Below are 19,162 nucleotides of genomic sequence, written 5' to 3' on the forward strand. Positions count from 1 at the left end.
GCATGAGTAAAATTGCAGTTACCGGCAGTCTTCACTACGACATTATGCTGGATGCGCATCATCGGCCTGAAAAAGGCGAAACGGTTATGGGAACCGCCTGCCACTACAAGTTTGGGGGCAAGGGCGGCAATCAGGCGATAGCGGCCGCAAAAGCAGGTGCAGATGTCCGTTTTATTGGTGCGGTAGGGGCCGATGAACAGGGCGCGTTTTTGCTGAAAACGCTGCGCCAGGCAGGGGTGAATACCGACGCGGTCACGAGGATTGACGATATTGCGTCTGGCATGAGCGTTGCCATTACCGATGCTGAAGGCGATTACGGCGCGGTGGTGGTGTCCAACGCCAATCAACATATCGCTGCCGAGCCGTTCATGCAGGCCGGTTTCTGGCAGGATGTGTCCATGCTGGTGCTGCAGAATGAGGTGCCGGAAGCCATTAATCTGGTCGCGGCGCAGGCGGCGCGGCAGCAGCAGATTCCGGTGTGCATTAATGCGGCACCGGCCCGGCCACTCTCTCCCGAATTCGCGCGCTGCATTGATTTGCTGGTGGTGAATGGGGTTGAAGCCCGGGATATGACTGGCATCGCGGTGACCGATCTGGCCTCAGCCAGGCAGGCTGCAGCAGAGCTGGCACTGTGTTTTGACCGCGTGGTGGTGACTGCCGGAGAGCACGGTGTGGCCTTCAGTGAAGCAGGGGAAACGCAGGCTTTTCCTGCCCGTCAGGTCACGCTGGTCAGCACCCATGGCGCGGGCGACTGCTTCATGGGCGTGCTGTGTCAGGCGCTTAACGCTGGCGATAAACTCGCGGGCGCGGTCGCTAAAGCCAACAATGCGGCGGCAGATCACGTTTCCCGCCCGGCCTGATAAAAAAAATGCAACGTCAGTGACGTTGCATTTTGCCAGCCAGAGCGGGATTACGAGGCCACTTTAACGACCGTTTTCCCAAAGTTTTTGCCGTTCAGCATATCAATAAAGGCTTTAGGGGCATTTTCCAGGCCCTCAATGACGTGCTCGCGATATTGAATTTTCTTGCTCTCCACCAGCGGGGTCATGGCTTTCAGGAACTCCGGATAGCGATCGCCGTAGTCCTGGAAAATAATGAAACCCTGCATGCGAATACGGCGTTTCAAAATGCCTGCCATAATCAGCGAGGTTCTGTCCGGACCGGCAGGCAGCTCTTTCTGGCTGTAGGCGGAAACCAGCCCACAGACCGGCACGCGCGCGGCAGTGTTCAACAGCGGGAACACGGCATCGAATACTTTACCGCCCACGTTTTCGAAATAGATATCAATACCGTCCGGGCAGGCGTTTTTCAGCTGCTCTTCGAAGTCCTGACTGTGGTGATCGATACAGGCATCGAACCCCAGATTTTCAACGGCATGGCGGCATTTCTCTTCACCACCAGCCACGCCTACCACGCGGCAGCCTTTCATTTTACCTAACTGGCCCACGGTGGCGCCCACAGGACCCGTTGCGGCGGCAACCACAAGGGTTTCACCTTCTTTCGGCTGACCGATATCCATTAACCCCATATAGGCCGTAAAGCCGGGCATACCGAGAATACCCAGCGCCCAGGAAGGATGGGGCAGATCGTTATCAAGGCGGGCAACATCGTCACCTCTGGAAACGGCATATTCCTGCCAGCCGCTCTGTGAAAGAACCCAGTCGCCTTCTTTAAACTCACCGTTTTTTGATGCGACGACCTGACAGACCGTACCGCCTACCATCGGCTGATCCAGCTCTGCCGGTGGCGCGTAAGATTTTCCCTCGTCCATGCGTCCACGCATGTAAGGGTCGAGTGACAGATAAATCGTCCGCAGTAAGATCTCGCCCTCTTTGATCTCAGGCGTTGGCTGCGCAACATAACGGAAATTATCTTCCGTTGGTTCACCCTGTGGGCGTGAAGCCAAAAGCCAGGCGTGATTTGTTGTCGATTGTTCAGTCATAGTGTCGTCCTTTGCATGGGCAAACCGCTGAGGCTTGCCGGGAATGAATGGCTAAAGTGTAGATGAGTGAAAAAAGCATGCTTAACCCTGCTGGCTGTTAACCTGCCGGCGGGAAAGGGTCAGAAGGGCGCGCCACTAAGCGCAGCGCCTCTTTTACGGGGCATTCGGATTGCTCTGAATCCACGGCGCGGAGGCGGTGGTGCGAGTGCACTGCGCCGGTTGGCGGCTGTTTTTGCAGGAGATGATGGCGGCCGTCATCGAACGCATCCTTTGCAGGATTGGCTTTCGCGTGTGCCGGGGTGAATGATCAGCGACAGCGGCGAGAGCAGGGGATCTGCAGCGCCACAACTTTCGTGGCGCTGGCGGAAAGCTTAACTGAACCTTTCCGGGCGGAAAGCGGCAAGCATGGGATGTTTCGCACCGTGGAGCATTTCTTCCGTAAGAAGCTCGCCCAGGATCAGCGCCAGGGTTGCGCCTGAATGGGTGAAGGCGACAAAACATCCCGGTACTTTCTCTAATTCGCCCACCACGGGTTCTCCATCACCCGGAACAGGCTTCAGCCCGATTTTCCAGCTTCTGGCTTCGAGCGATGCGCCATCGCCAATCAGTTTCCCCGCCTCCGTCATTAACTCACGGATAACCGATTGATCAATACTGTACTGACCATCGGCATGTGCAACGATATCCTCTTCGTACCAGTCATGATCGACCGCCAGCGTGTTTCCCGGATTAGGCCGTATTGCTGCACGTGGGGTGTTCATCACCACCTGCAGCGCATGATCCTGTGCGGTGCTGGTGACCAGCATGGAGACAGGGGACGCGTTTGGAATACGCACCCCGAGCGGGGCAATGACCTCTGGTGTCCAGGGGCCGCAGGCGACGAGCACCTGGTCTGCATGGAATTCGCCCCGTTTCTCGCTGCGTACGCCCGTCGCCCGTCCGGCGGCCGTCAGCACGCTTGCTTTTCCCGCGTGCTCGATAACTTCGCCTCCTGATGCCTTGAATGCCTCAATGAGATGGTCCATAAGATGGGGCAGACTGACCCAACCTTCACCGGGATTAGCAATGGCTACGCTGGCGAGCGCGGTGCTGTTCACCTGAGGATCAACCTGATTCACTGTGGTTCGATCGAGAAGATGAGATGCGTAGCCATGCGCTTTTTCATAATCATGGCGTGCTTTTGTCCCGGCATCATCGTCTGCAGCCCAGAACAGCGCGCCATCGAAACGCAACCAGTCGCGATCGGGATAGCGCGCAAACAGGGTCCGGTATCGATCAATACCGGCCATTCTTAACGCATGATAAGGTTGCGAACGTTCACCGGCAGAGTTGAGCCAGGACAGTGAACGTCCCGAGGCACCTGAACAGAGTTCGGCTTCGGTGACCAGCGTGACGTTGGCCCCGGCGCTGACCAGTTGCCATGCCGCAGATACACCCAGGATACCGCCGCCCAGCACAACAACGCGTTTGACCTCAGATTTTTCAGTCATCATTGATTCCTTCTGTTAAACGTTTCGCCAGTCAGGCCAAACGTACGTGGTTTTGCCGATGGAGTTGATCGATAAGCGTCAGTACCGCAAGCGCCTCATCCGTCTCAACAGGCAGAGGGCCGCCATGTAAAAGTGCCCGGGCAAGCAGCTGATAAAATGCAGGATAGTTACCGCGTTGCATGACAACGGCATCGCTTTCGCCCGCTGTGCCTGCTCTGGCAGATTTTTCGGGCGGCGTAACGCCGTACTGGCTGTCAGTTGGTGACAAGCCCGCGGCAAGCTGGAGTTCCTGATTATCCAGCCCCCAGTGGGTAAAACCGCGTTTGCTGCCCAGCAGATGGAAGCGCGGCGCATTCAGTGCGGCCTGACCATTCATCCACAACCGTGAACGTACGCCGTTTTTATGCAGTAAGGAGACAAAGCAATCTTCATCGCTGTCCGACTGCTGCCCTGAATAGCGGGCCAGCTCGGCACTGGCTTCCTGTACGGGGCCAAATAACTGCATGGCCTGGTCAATCAGATGACTGCCCAAATCCAGCAGCAGGCCGCCACCTTGTTCAAGTGAAACGCTGTCACGCCAGTTACCAAAGCCTTCAGGTCGCCACCACTCAAAGCGGGACTCAAAACTTCTAACCGTGCCAAATGCCGCTTCCTGCACCAGATGTTTAAGCGTCAGAAAATCCCCATCCCAGCGGCGATTGTGAAAGACCGTCAGTCGCGTATTGGCCTGTCGGGCGGCGGCAATCATTGCCTCTGCCGCCGCCGCGTCAGGTGCGAAGGGCTTGTCCACCACCAGATGCAGACCGCGGCGGATCGCCGCTAAAGCCTGATCGCGATGCTGGGCGGGAGGCGTGGCCAGCACAACAAGGTCCAGGGCGACTTCTCCGCTGTCGATAAGCTGCAGCAGTGAGGGCCAGTCCGGCACTATTCTTGCCTGCGGATAGCGCTGCTGTGCCGCTGCCACGCGTTGGGGATCCTGGCTGACGATGACCACAAGCCGGTAATCTGCATTATGCGAAATCAGCGGGGCGTGAAAAACACTCCCCGCAATACCAAAACCCACCAGCGCCGTGCGAACGGGGCCTGAAACGTGATGATGTGCCATTAGAGCACCTCCGATAAAAAACGCTGTAAACGTGCAGACTGCGGACGTTCGAACAGTTGCTCGGGCGTGCCGGCTTCGACAATTTCGCCTTCATCCATAAACACCACCTGATCGGCAACCCGACGGGCAAATCCCATTTCATGGGTGACTACCACCATCGTCATGCCGCGCTGGCAGAGTTCGGCCATTAACGTCAGGACGCCTTTCACCAGCTCCGGATCGAGCGCCGAGGTTGCTTCATCAAACAGCATCACTTCGGGCTCCATCGCCAATGCACGCGCGATAGCCACACGTTGTTGCTGACCACCGGAAAGGTCGCGGGGGCGATGATCGGTACGTTGCGCTAATCCCACTTCGGCCAGACGTTGCAGGGCAATAGCCTGTGCCTCCGCTTTAGAGCGGCCTTGTACTTTCCAGGGGGCCAGCGCCACGTTTTCCAGCGCGCTGTGATCGGGAAACAGGTTAAAGTGTTGAAACACCATGCCGATGCGTAAACGCAGTGCATCGGGTTTGTCCTTTAATACCGAACGGCCGGCAAGCAACACATCGCCGCTCTTGGGTTCGTGCAGCCGGTTAATGCCCCGCAGCAAGGTTGACTTTCCCGACCCGGAAGGGCCGATGATGCAGGTGGTGGTGCCGGGCGCGACGGTTAACGACACATTGCGTAGCACTTCAATCGGGCCATAAGCCAGGGTCAGGTTACGCAGCTCAAGGCTGGCACCATGAAAAGCAGAAGACGTTGCCATATCAGTGTCCTTGTCCGCTGGTCAGCGAGGCCGTGGGTGCCACCGCCCGTTTCACATCGACTTCATCAATTTCCTTCAGACCACTCTGAGGAGCTGAAGCACGTCGGCGTCCGGTGCGGTAACGAACATCAATATGGTTTACCGCATGGGTGAGTGGCACAGTAATCACCAGATAAAACAGGCCAGCCAGCATCAGGGGAGAAAGATTACCGCTCAGTACTGCCGCGTCCTGACCAACCCTGAACAGCTCTCGCTGACTGCTCATCAGCCCCAGTAAATAGACCAGTGAAGAGTCTTTGATGATGGCGATAAACTGGTTAACGATGGCGGGCAGTACGCGCCGAATCCCCTGTGGAATGATCACCAGCCGCATTGCCCGGCCATAACTCATCCCCAGCGCCCGACAGGCTTCCATCTGTCCCTGTTCGATGCTCTGAATGCCTGAACGAAAGATTTCGCCCATATAGGCACTTGCGATCAGGCTCAGCGCAAAGATGCCGAGTGGATAAGGCGTGGGGCCGAACAGCTGATAACTGAAACGCGCAAGCCCCTGACCAATAAGTAAAATGGTGAGGATAGAGGGCAAGCCGCGAAACAAATCGGTATAAAGCCGGGCCGGTATGCGCAGCCAGCGCGACGGTGAGATCCCCATCAGCGCCAGGATCAGACCAAACAAGGTGCCAAGCAGCGTGGCCGCGACTGAGATGATAAGGGTATTAACCAGACCTGTTGCCAGCAGCTGCGGCAGAACGTCCATCATCGCAGGGATATCGAAGAAGGTACGCGAAAGAATAGTGATCAGATCCATAGCCGACTCTCTGTTGCGGGTGACAGGCCGAGCCCATCACCGGATGCATTCACACGCACAGGATGCGCGGGGATTATTGATGCTGAGGCAGATACTGTTTTGGCATCGGCGAACCCGGGAACCACTTCTCATAAAGCTGCTTCCAGGTGCCATCCTGCATTGCGTCTTTAATGGCTTTATCCAGAGCCGCTTTGAAGGCGGGTTTGTTTTTCGCAATCGCCACGCCAGCAGGCGCATCAAAAGAGGGGATATCAGCGGCGGTCACCAGGGAAAAACGCGTGGCATAATCTTTGGCGGCCTCGTAATCCAGGAACATGGCGTCAAGCGTGCCGTTATTGAGCGCAGATACGGCAGCGTTGTTATCGGGAAAGCGAACCAGATCGGTTTGTGTAAAGTGCTGCAGTGCATAGCTTTCCTGCAGCGTTCCCTGAATGACGCCGAGGCGCTTGTGGGCCAGCGTCTCAACGTTTTTCACGCCGGAATCCTTACGCGTTAACACCGTCAGGTAACCCGCCAGATAACCTGTTGAGAAATCGACCGTCTTTTCACGGGCGGGCGTGATGCCAATTGCGGCTACGCCTGCGTCATATTGCCCGTTGGCAACGGCAGGGAGGATGGCCGAGAAATCCTGTCCGACAAAGTCCACTTTATCGATACCGATCCGATGGGCGACATTTCTAAAAAATTCGACGTCAAATCCAGTGAAGTTGCCGTTTTTATCAGTAAAGGTATAGGGCTTAGCATCCCCCAGGCTGGCGACTCGCAGCTGTCCCGGTTCGATCAGGCCATAGGGATTATTATCACTTGCCGCGTGGGCGCTGAAGCTGGCTAAGAGCGTTAACGCCATGCCGAACAGGGCTGCGGGTAGAGGGGGAAAACGTTTATGCGATGTCATAAAGCTCTTCCAATTTTGCAGGTGAAACTTCAGAGTCCACTCAGTCGGTCACGTTATTTTGAGACCGGTCTCAGTGAGGGGCGAAATAAGACCGGTACATGTTGTGAGACCGGTCTCAAGTGGATACAATGATATTAAGCACACGCGTTAAACAGCGTCAATCCAGATGTTATCAACTTGTGATTCGAATTTATTATGACAACAAAAAAGAACCCGTTACGGGGAGCGACGGTAGCGGATGTCGCACGTCAGGCAGGCGTTTCAAAAGCCCAGGCAGCGCGAGCCTTAGGGGGCTACGGTTCCGTCAGCGAGGAGGTGCAAACCCGCGTGACCCAGGCGGCTGAAACGCTGGGCTACCGGCCAAACGAGCTGGCGCGCAGTATGAATACCGGGCGTTCAAACACGATTGGGGTCATCGTGGGCGATATCGAAAACCCCCATTTTGGCCTGGCGTTACGCGGTATGGCCGACGTTGCACGCCAGGCGGGTTTTCATTTGCTTCTGAGTAACAGCGACGAAACCGTGGAAGAGGAGCGGGAAGCCGTACGTGTGATGCTGGATAAACGGGTCGATGGGATCATCGTGGCCCCCTGTAGCTCCCTGGCCCATGACAACGACCATCTTAAGCAGGTACTGGCAGAAGGGCGTGCACTGATGACGTTTGACCGCTCAGTAGAAGGGCTGGAGGTGGAAACTATTCAGGCAAACTTTTTGACCGTGGCGAAAGAGGCCACGCAATTGCTACTGAACGCCGGTCATCAGCGTATTGCTTATCTTTCGAGTATGCGCATCGCTACAGCTTACTCCCACAGCGTGCCGCTGGGGCCGACGCCCGTCGCGCAACGTGTAAAAGGAATGATCGATGCGCATCATGAAGCCGGAAAAGTTCTGGATCCGGCGTTGGTTCGCCTGAATGCCATTAACAACGACGGTATTGAGCAACTATTAACGGAGCTGTTCGCCCTTCCTGAACCGCCCAGCGCGTTGATTGCTTCTGACAATCTTATCGCCATGGGAATATTGCGCGGCTTGGCAAAGCGCGGGCTGCGCGTGCCAGAGGATATCTCCTTCGTCATGTATGATGATTTTCCCTGGACGGAACTGATGACGCCCGCACTTACGGTCGTGGCTCAGCCCGTTTATGAGATGGGCAGGGAAGCTGCGCGAAGATTGATTTGCCACATTCGACAGCAACCCGCCGGAGCACTACCTGTATTTGAAAGCTGGATGGTCGTGAGAGGCTCCATTGGTAAAAAACGGGCCGCTGACTGATTTGTACGCCGGTCAAGAACAAGCCGCGCGCTGATACCGCCAGGCCGTGACCTGGCGGTTATCATTAAAAACTGCACGCCCCTGGGGCGGTTTATCGCGTGATTTACCTCAACATCGGCGCCTGGCACAAACGCATCGTTATTCCTCGCCGGTGTTGCCGCTTTCCCGACGCGGTCAGGCCTGAATCAGAGTGGCGAATAGCCACAGCGTGCAGAAAGCACTGCGGGAGCCTCGCTTATCTTCTGGCCCAGGCTCGCCAGTAAGCCCTCTCCAGCGTCGCTGCTCAGGACGCTGGTGCAATACCGGCAATAGCCTGCCCCGGTTTTGACTTCACGGCCTGCCTGACCTGTTCGGCCATAGCGATATTTCCTGTTCGATCACGCAAAATGCCGATCTCACCTTGGGGTTTTCCTGGGGCAAAATGCCGTGCGGGCGCGGTCTTCATCATTGATTTCGCGAATAATACGACAAGGGTTGCCTGCAGCAAGTACGCCTGACGGAATATCTTTGACCACGACGCTTCCCGCCCCGATGACAACGTCATTGCCGATGGTAATGCCCGGAACAATGCTGACACCTGCGCCGATCCAGACATTATTGCCGATGGTCACGGGAAGCGCATATTCAAGTCCCTGATTACGGCGTTCAGAATCCAGAGGATGGCCTGCGGTATAAATACCGACGTTTGGGGCGAGAAAAACATTATCCCCGATCACCACGTCCGCCCCATCAAGAATAACAAGATGATGGTTAGCATAAAAATTGTCGCCAACCCTGATGTTAGCGCCATAGTCACAGTAGAAAGGCGGTTCAATAACAGGGTTGTTGCCGCACTTTTTAAGAAGCCGCTGCAGGATAGCCAGGCGCGCTTCCTTATTGTCGGGTCGACTCAGGTTATAGTCATAACAGAGTGCCTTGGCCTGATCCCGGAGATGAAGAATGCGCTCATCGTAAGTGGCATCGTAGAGATCACCATCAGGTACACAGGTTACATCGTTCATCGGCTTCCTTATCATTTTTTTGAAGATCGTTGTCCAGAAGAAAGTGTATTCGATTTTTATTGCCTCAGGGACGAAAGGGCTACCCTGGCAGCACCAATGATATAACGTTGCACCGCAACGTCTTAAAAATCTACATGCTATGCCCCATCCACAATATATTGTGCGAAAGTCATTTCGTTAAATTCCCGTGCATTTATCGGTATTTCATTCAAAGAAATCTTTTAATCATTAACAACGTCATGCATTACGTTTGAGATGCTGATACTCATGGGCAGGGGTAAATGCAGGCCTCAACAGCCGTTTCCACTTCGACGTATGACGCGTAGCGACTTCGTGTCGCGACGCTGCGGGAGACCTGTGTCATTATGGGCGTGAAGGGCACGGATGCAGAGCACCTTGCCGCCTGCCATCAAGCCGATAAGACATAAAAGCGTTGTTATTTCAGCGAGTCATCTTCAATACTTTAGGACAAAAAAGGAGCGAGATATGCAGTCAGTGCATCTTATGGGAGAAGGCTATGAACCTCATGTCGATCAGGAAGGGGGCAAACTGGTCTACTCACTCCCTGTCGATTCGGGATTTATCACCTATGAATTTGCATTTGAGATTAAGCGGGAAGATCTTGATGTCCTGCTGACTGATAATTACCGACGCGCCGTTCTCGAAATTACTGCGCATACAGTGCTTCAGCATTCGACGCTAAAAGGAAATGACCGCTTAACCCAGCGCGATTTCGATAACCTCGTTGCCGACACGCTTCACTCAACACCCGAATTCCTGCAGAGCTTTATCTCTCAGATCAGTCATGATCACCATATTGGTATTGAAGGTTATGCACAAAACATCATGGCGCGACGTTCTTTGGCAAAATAACGATGTTGAGCACCGGGAATGCAGGCTTTATGATCCGTTCAGCATGGTCATCAAATACCGTTAGTGGACAGAGAACGATACCGGACAGCTGGTGGCACGAATCCTGCTGAAATAATATCGCTTTTGTTAACGGGCTTTTAATCAGAAGCCATGCTGCCAATGGCCTCAAGCCCCACTCGCTGTCCGTAAGAAAGCTCCAGCGTATTGCCATCAGGATCAGCGAAGAAAACGTAATAACCCACAGGATCACCCGCATTTTCAGGCTCTTTACGCAAAACACCTTCAGTGCGCGCCATTTTAATTTTCTTATCCATTTCTTCCCGGCTGGCACATGCCACGCCGAGATGCCCAAAGTGACCTAAGGGCGTGTCTGTGACCTTGTCTGACTGAACCAAAACCAGCGCAAATGGACGGCTGTGATCACTGAGCCATGCCACTTTACGTGCATCCGGAACGTTGGGTTCGCGACGGTGGACAACAACCATACCGGCATAGCGTTCATAAAAAGCAATGCTCTTATCTAAGTCTCTGACAGCGAATGCAACGTGCGTAAAACCAACATCGACTATTTTCATATACCCAATCCGCCCAATGCGTAGCAAAACATGCATTCTAAAAGCTCAGGTTAAGTTTAGGTCAAGCTTAAAGACCGGTTTGAGCCGCTGAAAATATTCGAATGGGACAAACTGCGTCCTGTTATGGTGCCGTTGCGGAAGCATCATCCCTGTAAAGGGTTATTCAACCCACCTCCAACACCGCCCCTTCTTCAACACGCGGGTCTGATATGAAACAGAACCTGTGCAGGAATTTACGTCGATTGTTGCCGCCATTTCCTGACGTGGTCAATCAGGGCGCGAAGCTTTGGGGCCATATTGCGACGCTGAGGGAAATACAGATAGAAGCCTGGAAATGTTGGCAGAAAGTCATCAAGTACGGATACAAGCTCACCGCTCTCAATATAGGGCCTGAACGTTTCCTGAGTGGCCAGTGTGATGCCTCCGCCGGTTAGAGCCAGCCTCAACATCAGACGCAGATCATTAGTGGTAATTTGCGGCTCAATCGCAAGGTCGAACGCGCTTCCGTTCTCTTCAAATGGCCAGCGATAAGGCGGAATATGCGGGGACTGGCGCCAGCCGATACACTGGTGATGTACAAGATCGCGCGGATGAACAGGCAGGCCGTTGGCAGTGAAGTAGGAAGGGGATGCGACCACCATTTCGCGTTGCTCACCGGTCAGGGGAACCGCAATCATGTCTTTTTCAATGACTTCTCCAAGCCTTACGCCGGCATCGTAACCTGCAGCCACGATATCAAACTCTTCGTCCGTCACAACAATATCGAGCGTCACGGCCGGATTGGCCGCTGCAAACGAAGCGATCAACGGACCTGACAGGAATTCTTCCGCTATCGATGTCACCGCGATTCTGAGAAGTCCACGTGGCGCAGGGTCAGAAACGATCTCTTCGAACGCAGCGTTAATTCCGGTTAAAGGTAATGACAGCGATTTATGCAGTTGTTCTCCCGCTTCCGTTAAATTAACCGCGCGGGTGGTGCGCATGACAAGCATCGTCCCGAAAGTATCTTCAAGCCGTCTCATTCCCTGACTGACCGCCGAACGAGTCACACCCAGCCGTGCGGCGGCTTTACTGAAATTACCTTCTTCTGCTACCGCGATAAAAACGGGCAAAAGGTTAAGATCGATTTTCATTGTTTAATGCTGCTAACCACTGAGTACATTGAAAGCAGGATACCTGAACTTATCGTAACGTCCTATTCTCTCTCCGAACCCATTTGAAGGAGAACGTTATGAATAAGGTTATATTAATTACCGGCGCATCCAGTGGTATTGGGGAAGGTATTGCCAGAGAGTTAGGGGCGACAGGCGCGAAGGTGTTACTGGGAGCACGCAGACTGGCGCGTATTGAAGCCATTGCAGCGGAAATCTGCAGCGCAGGCGGTATCGCGCAAGCACATTTGTTGGATGTCACAGACCGGGTATCTATGGCCGCTTTTGTTCAGGCCGCGCTGGATAACTGGGGCAGGGTTGATGTTCTCATCAATAATGCGGGCGTTATGCCGCTTTCACCGCTTGCAGCCGGAAAACAGGACGAATGGGAACGCATCATTGACGTCAATATCAAGGGCGTGCTGTGGGGAATGGGTGCCGTACTTCCGTTGATGGAAGCGCAGGGTTCCGGACAGATAATCAATATTGGCTCGATTGGCGCCCTTTCTGTCGTACCCACCGCCGCGGTCTACTGTGCCTCCAAGTTCGCCGTACGGGCTATTTCTGATGGCCTGCGGCAGGAAAGCTCAAAAATCCGCGTGACCTGTGTCAATCCAGGGGTGGTAGAAAGTGAACTGGCGTCGACGATTACCCATGCGGAAACGATGGCGGCAATGGACGCTTACCGTTCTGTTGCCCTTAAACCCGCGGATATTGCCCGTGCCGTAAGGCACATTATTGAAGCGCCTGAAAACGTTGACACAACAGAAATAACTATCAGACCCACAGCGTCGCCAAACTGAAGCCTGAGGTTAACTGTCATGTGCACTTTTCATTCAATACCTCGGGAGCAACATTTCCAGGATAACGTTCAGTCTGTTATCTGACGCTGTGGATGCTGGGTGTTAAGCGCACCTATCTGTTATCAACAGGCATCCATCAGCATGAACGCATCTCAAAAAATGTGGCCTTCAGTAAAGACAGGGATCTCAATATTTATTTGTCACGAAACGCATTGTGCAGAAGTCGCCACATATGATGAGCTGCTGGCGTAAAGCGCCTGTCCGAGTTCCGTAGCAGGTGACACTGGGCGCTACTGGCGATCGGGTGGTCGAGTGGAACGGCGACAAGCGCGCCCTGGCGAATAGGATCGGCAGCGGCGTAGGCCGTCATAAACGAGACGCCGAGCCCCGCCTGGCTGAGGTGCATGGCGGTGGAGAAGAGGTTGCATCGGTAGGCCGGGTGAAATTGCAAACCCTGGCTTTTGAACATCGCATTCATGTGCCGCTGCAGGCCGAAGTTCTCCGTCAGGGCAATAAGCGGGTGAGCGGTCAACTCTTCAATGGTAATGCTGGCGCGATTGGCAATGGGGTGCTGCGGCGCGACGACGGCACAAATCGGCCCCCACTGAAAGCTGTGGCGCTTGAGTTCCGGTGTGCCGATCGGGCCAAAGGCCAGCGCCATATCCGCTTCGCCGCTCACGATATCGTTCATCATCTCCTGCATGCTGCCCACGACAATATCGACAAACACCTGCGGGTAACACTGGGCAAACTCACGCATGACGCCCTCAATAAACGCCGTGATCAATCCGCCGCCGATGCGCACCGAAATCGTCCCGCCGCGCATATGGCGCAGATCTTTAAGCTGACTCTCCAGCTTTTCGCGCCGCTGACGGCTGGTAAAATAATCCGCCGCCAGCAGGCGTCCCGCTTCGGTCAACACCACATTACGCCCGCGCCGTTCCAGCAGGGGAAGCTGCAGCGAACGTTCAAGCTGGGCAATCTGCCGGCTGACCACGGATGCGTTAACGCCGAGGATATCTGCCGCGCGGCGAATGCCGCCCTGGTTACCGACTTCATACAGATAACCCACCTGTTTATCCTGGAACATCTGCCACACTTCCTCGTTACTGTTGACCAGAGAGCAACAATAACATCATTTGATGGCTATTTATCAAGCCGTTTAAATAGTGATAATCAAATTAATGGCCAGGCGTTGAGAGAGCGTAAATAAAAAAGTAAAAGTGCTCTTATTGCACCAAAAATGCGCCCCAAAATGGGGGGGATACTTTTTTGCGATTCGATGCAGGCGTAATGAAATAGCAATTTCCGGCAAAGAAATAAATTTCTCGCGAGTTTTAGTGAGGGGGTTTTATTGCGCCATTAATCTTAATAAAAGGCATTTATTTTACGGCTGGGCTATTCAGGCATGGATCCTGCTTAGTATCAGGACTTTTCCCTTACAGATGTAAAGAGAGATGATATGAGCGAACCAAAAACACTGAATGAGCCAGAAAAAGAGGCCACAGAGGCGTGGAACGTCGGGCCCGGCGCGTGGATCTCACTGGTCATTGTGCTGCTTGTCTTTTCAGGCTTCTTTTTCAAGGTTGACGGCATGGCATGGCTGGGCGCGTTTGATTTCACCACGCTTGGCGGCGCGTTCGGCACCATGAAGACGCCGGAAACCAACACCTTTATCGGCAGCGGCGGCATCAGTGCCAAAGCGGGTTTCCTCTTCGCGCTTTCGCTGGTGCCCACGGTGATGCTGGCACTTGGCCTGCTGGAAATCTTCACCCATTATGGCGCGATCCGCGCAGCGCATAAATTACTCACGCCGCTGTTAAAACCACTGCTCGGCCTTCCGGGTTATACCGGCCTTGCGCTGATTACCGACCTGCAAAGTACCGATGCTGGCGCGGCATTAACGAAAGAGCTCTATGACAGCAAAAAGATCACCCGCAAAGACGTGGTGATTATGGGATCCTGGCAATACTCCGGCGCCGGGTTGATTAATAACTATTTTTCTATCGGCTCGGCGATGTTCGCTTCACTCACCATCCCGATTATTATTCCGTTGGTTTTAATGTTTGTGCTTAAATTCGTTGGCGCAGCCGTGGTGCGACTGGCATTAAATACTGTTTATAAGCGAGATTTCGACAATGAGTAATCAGGCAAAAGTCTCCAGTAATCCGTTTGATATTTTCGTAATTGGTGCGCGCAAGGGTTTTAATATTGCCATTAATAATTTGATGCCGAATGTATTAATGGCCTACGTGATCGCCGAAATGCTTAATTTGTTAGGGGTGATGCAGATTATTGGCCACGTGTGCGCACCGTTGATGGGGCTATTCGGCCTGCCCGGTGAGGCGATCACCGTGTTGTTAACCGCCTGGCTCTCGTCATCTGCCGGAACCGGCGTTGCCATCAGCCTGCTAAGCAAAGGCCAGCTTGATATCGGGCAGATCACGATTCTTGCGCCCGCCATCTTTTTGATGGGTTCGCAACTCCAGTACATGGGGCGCCTGCTGGGCGTGGCCGATGTACCGAAAAAGTACTGGCCGCTACTGATGGCGGTCAGCATTCTCAATGCTGTAATCGCCATGTTGATTATGCGCGTTATTGCCTGAGCATTAAGGAGTAAGACGTGTCACCTACACTTGAGCACTTTAATTACCTGCACCAGATCCCGGAACTGGGGTTCGAAGAGTACAAGACGTCCGCCTACATCGCGGGCGTGCTGGAGGCGGCAGGCTACCAGGTCACGCGCCAGGTTAATAACACCACCGGTATTGTCGCGGTGCTGGACAGCGGTAAGCCCGGCCCGACCTTAGCGCTGCGCGCCGATATGGATGCGCTGGGGCATATCATTGACGGCAAACATGTGGCGCGCCACACCTGCGGGCACGATGGTCACTCCACCGTCGTATTGACCACGGCCCAGGAGGTGATGGCTGAGGAGCGGGTGAAAAAGGGCAGGCTGAAGCTGATTTTCCAGCCTGCTGAGGAGTTAGGCACCGGCGCGATAGCCCTGACCGAAGGCGGCGTGTTGGATGATGTTGATATGTTGCTTGGCTTTCATCTGCGCCCGCTGGAGGAGTGCCCGATGGGCCAGGCCGTGCCGGCAATGTACTACTCCGCGTCCGCCACGGTGGAAGTGGTGTTTCATGGCAAAGCGGCGCACGCTGCGCGCCCGCACTTAGGCGTTAACGCGTTGGATGCCGCCGCCCATGCGGTGCAGGCGGTAAACGGCATTCATCTTGCGCCCTCGCTGACATGGAGCGCGAAAGCGACGCGTTTTCTCTGCGATGCGGGCGTGACCAACTCGATTCCTGATCGCGCGCAGGTGTGCTGGGATCTGCGCGCCGCAGAGAACGAAGCGATGGATAGCCTCAAACCCCAAGTGATACGCGCGATTGAGAGCAGCGCCGCCGCGTATGGTGCGCGCGCGGAAATTCGCATTCTGAAAGAGATGCCCGCCGCGATTATCCATGACGAGGCAACAGCGGTCATCACACGTGCTATCCGCAGTGTGTTTGGTGAAACCGGCCTTACCGCGGCTAAATCGACACCAGGCAGTGAAGATTTCTTCCACTATCTGCGTCTTCGGCCTCAAATCAAAGGCGGCTTCTGGGGACTGGGCGCCAACCTGACGCCCGGCCTGCATCATCCGGAGATGCATTTTGACCGCGATGCGTTGGCGCTGGGAGTGAAAGTGTTTAAAGCCTGTGTGGAGGATGTGCTGGGCTGACCATCAGCGTTACAGTGACGTGCCGAGCTCGTCGGATATCAGTATTGCAGAAGAGAGGGCCGACAATGCTGTTCGACGTTCTCGGCCATCATAGTGAAGCCGCTATGGGCATCCTTTTCAGGTGAGTGGCCCTGTGACTTGTACCCAAGCGTAAACGTTCCTTTTCGGCGGGCTTTGCCGTCTGCGGGGAGGAGGGCACCGGTATCCGTCACCGTCACGGGGGGCCAATTTCACTCTCTTTAGCGATATCGGTTACCGGATGGGGCTGGTGGCACAGATGGCGACGAATGCCTAACCGAACGCCTCTGCCTGAAATGGCGAATCGGGTTGTTTTGTCGTGCGCCACAGGGTAAATACGGGACAAAGCGTCGGCTATGTTTTTGCTGCTTGTCGGCAAAACGCTGAAAAATCAGTGACCGATCCGGTTGCCGTACTCATCAATAACTTTTTCGCCATCCTCTTTCGTAAACGCTCCCTTCTGTGGCTCAGGCAGAATGCCCAGAACGGCCTCAGACGGACGACAGAGCCTTGTGCCGAGCGGCGTCACGACTATCGGACGGTTGATGAGGACAGGATGAGCCAGCATAGCATCCAGCAGTTCATCATCATTGAACCGATCTTCGGCCAGCCCCAGATGTTCATACGGCTCTGTGTTTTTGCGCAGCAGATCGCGCACGCGGATCCCCATATCCGCTATCCGTTTTTTAAGCTCGTCGCGGGAGGGGGGCGTCTCCAGATATAAAATCACTGTCGGCTCCACGCCACCGTTGCGGATAAGCGCCAGGGTGTTACGCGACGTCCCACAGGCCGGGTTGTGGTAAATGGTGATGTTAGTCATAAATGGCACTCCGTTACGGGGCTGCGCTGGCGCAGTCACGTTGTATAGGTTAAACAGAAAGACGCAGGGCCAGCGCCGCCAGCGTGACAAAAAGTACCGGCAGGGTCATCACAACGCCCACGCGGAAGTAGTTGCTCCAGCTGATGGTGATATTTTTCTGCGCCAGAACGTGTAGCCACAGCAGGGTCGCCAGGCTGCCGATGGGGGTGATTTTCGGACCAAGATCGCAACCGATGATATTGGCGTAAATCATCGCCTCTTTCACCACACCCTCAGCCGTGCTGCCATCAATGGAAAGGGCACCGACCAGGACGGTAGGCATGTTGTTCATCACCGATGACAGAAAGGCCGTCAGAAAACCGGTAGCGAATGTGGCTCCCCATACACCATGCTCTGCAAACCCGTTCAGGGCGGACGAGAGGTAATCCGTCAGTCCGGCGTTACGCAGGCCATAAACCACCAGATACATACCCAGCGAGAAGGTGACGATCTGCCAGGGCGCGCCTTTCAGGACTTTACGGGTATCAATCACCTGTCCTTTACGGGCAACCAGCCACAGAATAAATGCCGCGACCGCAGCAACCAGACTGACCGGAACGCCGAGCGGCTCCAGAGCAAAAAAACCGGTCAGCAACAGACACAGAACCAGCCATCCGGCTTTAAAGGTTCGCACGTCACGAATGGCTTCCCGTGGTACCTTTAGTTTTGCCATGTCATAGGCGACCGGGATGTCTTTACGGAAGAAGAAGTGAAGCATAACCAGCGTGGCCGCCACGGATGCCATGTTGACCGGCATCATGACAGACGCATATTCGCTGAATCCCAGCTTAAAAAAGTCCGCCGTCACGATGTTAACCAGGTTCGACACGATGAGTGGCAGGCTGGATGTGTCAGCGATAAAACCTGCCGCCATCACAAACGCCAGCGTTGCGCCGGGGCTGAAGCCCAGTGCCAGCAGCATGGCAATGACAACAGGCGTCAGGATCAGTGCCGCCCCGTCATTGGCAAACAAGGCCGCCACTGCCGCACCCAGCAGAACACTATACGTGAACAGCAGCCTGCCTTTACCGCCACCCCATCGGGAAACGTGCAGGGCAGCCCACTCAAAAAAACCAGATTCATCGAGCAGCAGGCTGATGATAATCACCGCGATAAACGTGGCCGTCGCGTTCCAAACGATCTGCCAGACGGCCGTAATATCGCCGAAATGCACTACGCCCGTCAGCAGGGCCAGCACAGCCCCGATAACAGCACTCCAGCCAATACTCAGCCCTTTTGGCTGCCAGATAACCAGTACCAGTGTCAGGACGAATATAGCGCCTGCCAGAAACATACTTTTTCCTTTTAATACAAAGTCTGGTAAACAGGACGTAAGACAGCCCTGCAAACAGATATGAAAAATCATATGTGTTTGAGTAAATTTTTAAATGCAGACAGGCTTGCCGTTGGTGGTCGCGTTATTCCTTTCAGCCTGCTGGCTGAGTTGCAGGATGTCATCACGCTGACACAGGTAAGCCTGCTCGATCACCATAGCAGCCCATGCGGGCATGTGTGGTGACAACCGATAATGAATCCACTTGCCGTCACGCCTGTCAATAAGCAGACCACTTTCTCTGAGCAGTGCCAGATGCCGTGAAATTTTAGGCTGACTTTGCCTCAGGATTGACGTGAGTTCACAGACGCAAAGCTCGCCTTTTTCACGCAACAGCAGTACCAGAGTGAGGCGTGTTTCATCCGAAAAATTTTTGAAAAGCTGAAGAGGCTGAAGTTGAGGCATGCTGACTCCTGATTCCGAAACAGAAGACATTGTTGCTGTCTGTCTACGGCGAGTCAATAACATATTTGCTAATTCATATGTATTGACTCACTCATGGCTCATCTTCGGATATTCCGTCCAGGGTTTACCTGCACAGTAAAGCCAGGGATCATTTACGAT

General features: G+C 54.3%; 20 protein-coding genes. 7 read left to right on the forward strand and 13 right to left on the reverse strand.

The annotated features are described in order from the left end of the window. Nucleotides 1-2 precede the first annotated feature (2 nt). Entirely contained in the window at nucleotides 3-860 is an 858-nt protein-coding gene (locus EL29_RS06985) for a PfkB family carbohydrate kinase (protein WP_019105233.1), read from the forward strand. A gap of 50 nt (nucleotides 861-910) precedes the next feature. Here the strand turns inward: EL29_RS06985 and curA are convergent, their stop codons facing one another. The 6 genes from curA to EL29_RS07015 all read right to left on the reverse strand — a co-directional run bounded on the left by curA (nucleotide 911) and on the right by EL29_RS07015 (nucleotide 6,986). Beyond that, nucleotides 911-1,942: an NADPH-dependent curcumin/dihydrocurcumin reductase gene (gene curA / locus EL29_RS06990; protein ID WP_013025755.1), complete on the reverse strand. Its 1,032-nt coding sequence runs from the start codon at nucleotides 1,940-1,942 to the stop codon at nucleotides 911-913. A gap of 371 nt (nucleotides 1,943-2,313) precedes the next feature. After that, nucleotides 2,314-3,432, reverse strand: a complete 1,119-nt coding sequence (locus EL29_RS06995) for an NAD(P)/FAD-dependent oxidoreductase (RefSeq protein WP_014605858.1) — start codon at nucleotides 3,430-3,432, stop codon at nucleotides 2,314-2,316. 31 nt (nucleotides 3,433-3,463) lie between these two features. Then, on the reverse strand, nucleotides 3,464-4,537 hold the full coding sequence (locus tag EL29_RS07000) for a Gfo/Idh/MocA family protein (protein ID WP_028715123.1): 1,074 nt from the start codon (nucleotides 4,535-4,537) through the stop codon (nucleotides 3,464-3,466). Continuing rightward, nucleotides 4,537-5,283, reverse strand: coding sequence for an amino acid ABC transporter ATP-binding protein (locus EL29_RS07005; protein ID WP_028715124.1), 747 nt, complete (start codon nucleotides 5,281-5,283; stop codon nucleotides 4,537-4,539). Before EL29_RS07005 ends, EL29_RS07000 begins: the two co-directional genes overlap by 1 nt. 1 nt (nucleotide 5,284) lies before the next feature. Continuing rightward, nucleotides 5,285-6,091: an amino acid ABC transporter permease gene (locus EL29_RS07010; protein WP_022622771.1), complete on the reverse strand. Its 807-nt coding sequence runs from the start codon at nucleotides 6,089-6,091 to the stop codon at nucleotides 5,285-5,287. Nucleotides 6,092-6,164: 73 nt separating this feature from the next. Continuing rightward, nucleotides 6,165-6,986, reverse strand: a complete 822-nt coding sequence (locus EL29_RS07015; protein ID WP_014605854.1) for an ABC transporter substrate-binding protein — start codon at nucleotides 6,984-6,986, stop codon at nucleotides 6,165-6,167. A gap of 195 nt (nucleotides 6,987-7,181) precedes the next feature. Between EL29_RS07015 and EL29_RS07020 the strand changes: the two genes are divergently transcribed. After that, a complete protein-coding gene (locus tag EL29_RS07020) occupies nucleotides 7,182-8,258 on the forward strand; it encodes a LacI family DNA-binding transcriptional regulator (RefSeq protein WP_028715125.1) in 1,077 nt (358 codons plus the stop codon). Nucleotides 8,259-8,653: 395 nt separating this feature from the next. Here the strand turns inward: EL29_RS07020 and EL29_RS07025 are convergent, their stop codons facing one another. Then, nucleotides 8,654-9,259, reverse strand: coding sequence for a sugar O-acetyltransferase (locus EL29_RS07025; RefSeq protein WP_028715126.1), 606 nt, complete (start codon nucleotides 9,257-9,259; stop codon nucleotides 8,654-8,656). Nucleotides 9,260-9,745: 486 nt separating this feature from the next. On the opposite strand from EL29_RS07025, the gene EL29_RS07030 reads away from it, so the two are divergent. Next, entirely contained in the window at nucleotides 9,746-10,132 is a 387-nt protein-coding gene (locus tag EL29_RS07030; RefSeq protein WP_028715127.1) for a hypothetical protein, read from the forward strand. Between the two features lie 137 nt (nucleotides 10,133-10,269). Here the strand turns inward: EL29_RS07030 and EL29_RS07035 are convergent, their stop codons facing one another. Continuing rightward, on the reverse strand, nucleotides 10,270-10,743 hold the full coding sequence (locus EL29_RS07035; RefSeq protein ID WP_028715128.1) for a VOC family protein: 474 nt from the start codon (nucleotides 10,741-10,743) through the stop codon (nucleotides 10,270-10,272). Between the two features lie 197 nt (nucleotides 10,744-10,940). Next, entirely contained in the window at nucleotides 10,941-11,840 is a 900-nt protein-coding gene (locus EL29_RS07040; protein WP_028715129.1) for a LysR family transcriptional regulator, read from the reverse strand. A 98-nt stretch (nucleotides 11,841-11,938) separates the two neighbouring features. Here EL29_RS07040 and EL29_RS07045 point away from each other — a divergent pair, with 98 nt between their 5' ends. Next, a complete protein-coding gene (locus EL29_RS07045) occupies nucleotides 11,939-12,661 on the forward strand; it encodes an SDR family oxidoreductase (protein ID WP_019105227.1) in 723 nt (240 codons plus the stop codon). Between the two features lie 193 nt (nucleotides 12,662-12,854). On the opposite strand, the gene EL29_RS07050 is transcribed toward EL29_RS07045, so the two are convergent. Beyond that, complete coding sequence (locus tag EL29_RS07050; RefSeq protein ID WP_019105226.1) at nucleotides 12,855-13,751, reverse strand: LysR family transcriptional regulator; 897 nt, start codon at nucleotides 13,749-13,751, stop codon at nucleotides 12,855-12,857. Between the two features lie 372 nt (nucleotides 13,752-14,123). Between EL29_RS07050 and EL29_RS07055 the strand changes: the two genes are divergently transcribed. From EL29_RS07055 to EL29_RS07065, 3 genes are read left to right on the forward strand one after another with little or no spacing between them, the layout of a single operon-like run. After that, nucleotides 14,124-14,807, forward strand: a complete 684-nt coding sequence (locus tag EL29_RS07055; RefSeq protein WP_014593702.1) for a nucleoside recognition domain-containing protein — start codon at nucleotides 14,124-14,126, stop codon at nucleotides 14,805-14,807. Then, complete coding sequence (locus EL29_RS07060; protein ID WP_013025769.1) at nucleotides 14,800-15,267, forward strand: YjiG family protein; 468 nt, start codon at nucleotides 14,800-14,802, stop codon at nucleotides 15,265-15,267. Before EL29_RS07055 ends, EL29_RS07060 begins: the two co-directional genes overlap by 8 nt. A gap of 17 nt (nucleotides 15,268-15,284) precedes the next feature. Then, nucleotides 15,285-16,388, forward strand: a complete 1,104-nt coding sequence (locus EL29_RS07065; RefSeq protein WP_019105225.1) for a M20 peptidase aminoacylase family protein — start codon at nucleotides 15,285-15,287, stop codon at nucleotides 16,386-16,388. A 409-nt stretch (nucleotides 16,389-16,797) separates the two neighbouring features. Here the strand turns inward: EL29_RS07065 and arsC are convergent, their stop codons facing one another. The 3 genes from arsC to EL29_RS07080 all read right to left on the reverse strand — a co-directional run bounded on the left by arsC (nucleotide 16,798) and on the right by EL29_RS07080 (nucleotide 19,003). After that, complete coding sequence (arsC, locus tag EL29_RS07070) at nucleotides 16,798-17,226, reverse strand: glutaredoxin-dependent arsenate reductase (RefSeq protein ID WP_028715130.1); 429 nt, start codon at nucleotides 17,224-17,226, stop codon at nucleotides 16,798-16,800. Nucleotides 17,227-17,275: 49 nt separating this feature from the next. Beyond that, nucleotides 17,276-18,559 carry an arsenic transporter gene (gene arsB / locus EL29_RS07075; RefSeq protein ID WP_028715131.1) on the reverse strand — a complete coding sequence of 428 codons (1,284 nt, stop codon included), beginning with the start codon at nucleotides 18,557-18,559 and terminating at the stop codon, nucleotides 17,276-17,278. A gap of 90 nt (nucleotides 18,560-18,649) precedes the next feature. Continuing rightward, complete coding sequence (locus EL29_RS07080; protein ID WP_028715132.1) at nucleotides 18,650-19,003, reverse strand: metalloregulator ArsR/SmtB family transcription factor; 354 nt, start codon at nucleotides 19,001-19,003, stop codon at nucleotides 18,650-18,652. Nucleotides 19,004-19,162 lie beyond the last annotated feature (159 nt).

The organism is Pantoea ananatis LMG 2665 (assembly GCF_000710035.2).
Classification (GTDB): domain Bacteria; phylum Pseudomonadota; class Gammaproteobacteria; order Enterobacterales; family Enterobacteriaceae; genus Pantoea; species Pantoea ananatis.

Excerpts from the sequence above, each read along its gene's own strand:
- EL29_RS07050 (WP_019105226.1), bottom strand. The coding sequence starts at position 13,751 with ATGTTCCAGGATAAACAGGTGGGTTATCTGTATGAAGTCGGTAACCAG.
- EL29_RS07025 (WP_028715126.1), bottom strand. The coding sequence starts at position 9,259 with ATGAACGATGTAACCTGTGTACCTGATGGTGATCTCTACGATGCCACT.
- EL29_RS07045 (WP_019105227.1), top strand. The coding sequence starts at position 11,939 with ATGAATAAGGTTATATTAATTACCGGCGCATCCAGTGGTATTGGGGAA.
- EL29_RS06985 (WP_019105233.1), top strand. The coding sequence starts at position 3 with ATGAGTAAAATTGCAGTTACCGGCAGTCTTCACTACGACATTATGCTG.
- EL29_RS07035 (WP_028715128.1), bottom strand. The coding sequence starts at position 10,743 with ATGCATGTTTTGCTACGCATTGGGCGGATTGGGTATATGAAAATAGTC.
- EL29_RS07080 (WP_028715132.1), bottom strand. The coding sequence starts at position 19,003 with ATGCCTCAACTTCAGCCTCTTCAGCTTTTCAAAAATTTTTCGGATGAA.
- EL29_RS07055 (WP_014593702.1), top strand. The coding sequence starts at position 14,124 with ATGAGCGAACCAAAAACACTGAATGAGCCAGAAAAAGAGGCCACAGAG.
- arsC (WP_028715130.1), bottom strand. The coding sequence starts at position 17,226 with ATGACTAACATCACCATTTACCACAACCCGGCCTGTGGGACGTCGCGT.
- curA (WP_013025755.1), bottom strand. The coding sequence starts at position 1,942 with ATGACTGAACAATCGACAACAAATCACGCCTGGCTTTTGGCTTCACGC.
- EL29_RS07005 (WP_028715124.1), bottom strand. The coding sequence starts at position 5,283 with ATGGCAACGTCTTCTGCTTTTCATGGTGCCAGCCTTGAGCTGCGTAAC.
- EL29_RS06995 (WP_014605858.1), bottom strand. The coding sequence starts at position 3,432 with ATGACTGAAAAATCTGAGGTCAAACGCGTTGTTGTGCTGGGCGGCGGT.
- EL29_RS07010 (WP_022622771.1), bottom strand. The coding sequence starts at position 6,091 with ATGGATCTGATCACTATTCTTTCGCGTACCTTCTTCGATATCCCTGCG.
- EL29_RS07060 (WP_013025769.1), top strand. The coding sequence starts at position 14,800 with ATGAGTAATCAGGCAAAAGTCTCCAGTAATCCGTTTGATATTTTCGTA.
- EL29_RS07000 (WP_028715123.1), bottom strand. The coding sequence starts at position 4,537 with ATGGCACATCATCACGTTTCAGGCCCCGTTCGCACGGCGCTGGTGGGT.
- EL29_RS07015 (WP_014605854.1), bottom strand. The coding sequence starts at position 6,986 with ATGACATCGCATAAACGTTTTCCCCCTCTACCCGCAGCCCTGTTCGGC.
- arsB (WP_028715131.1), bottom strand. The coding sequence starts at position 18,559 with ATGTTTCTGGCAGGCGCTATATTCGTCCTGACACTGGTACTGGTTATC.
- EL29_RS07020 (WP_028715125.1), top strand. The coding sequence starts at position 7,182 with ATGACAACAAAAAAGAACCCGTTACGGGGAGCGACGGTAGCGGATGTC.
- EL29_RS07030 (WP_028715127.1), top strand. The coding sequence starts at position 9,746 with ATGCAGTCAGTGCATCTTATGGGAGAAGGCTATGAACCTCATGTCGAT.
- EL29_RS07040 (WP_028715129.1), bottom strand. The coding sequence starts at position 11,840 with ATGAAAATCGATCTTAACCTTTTGCCCGTTTTTATCGCGGTAGCAGAA.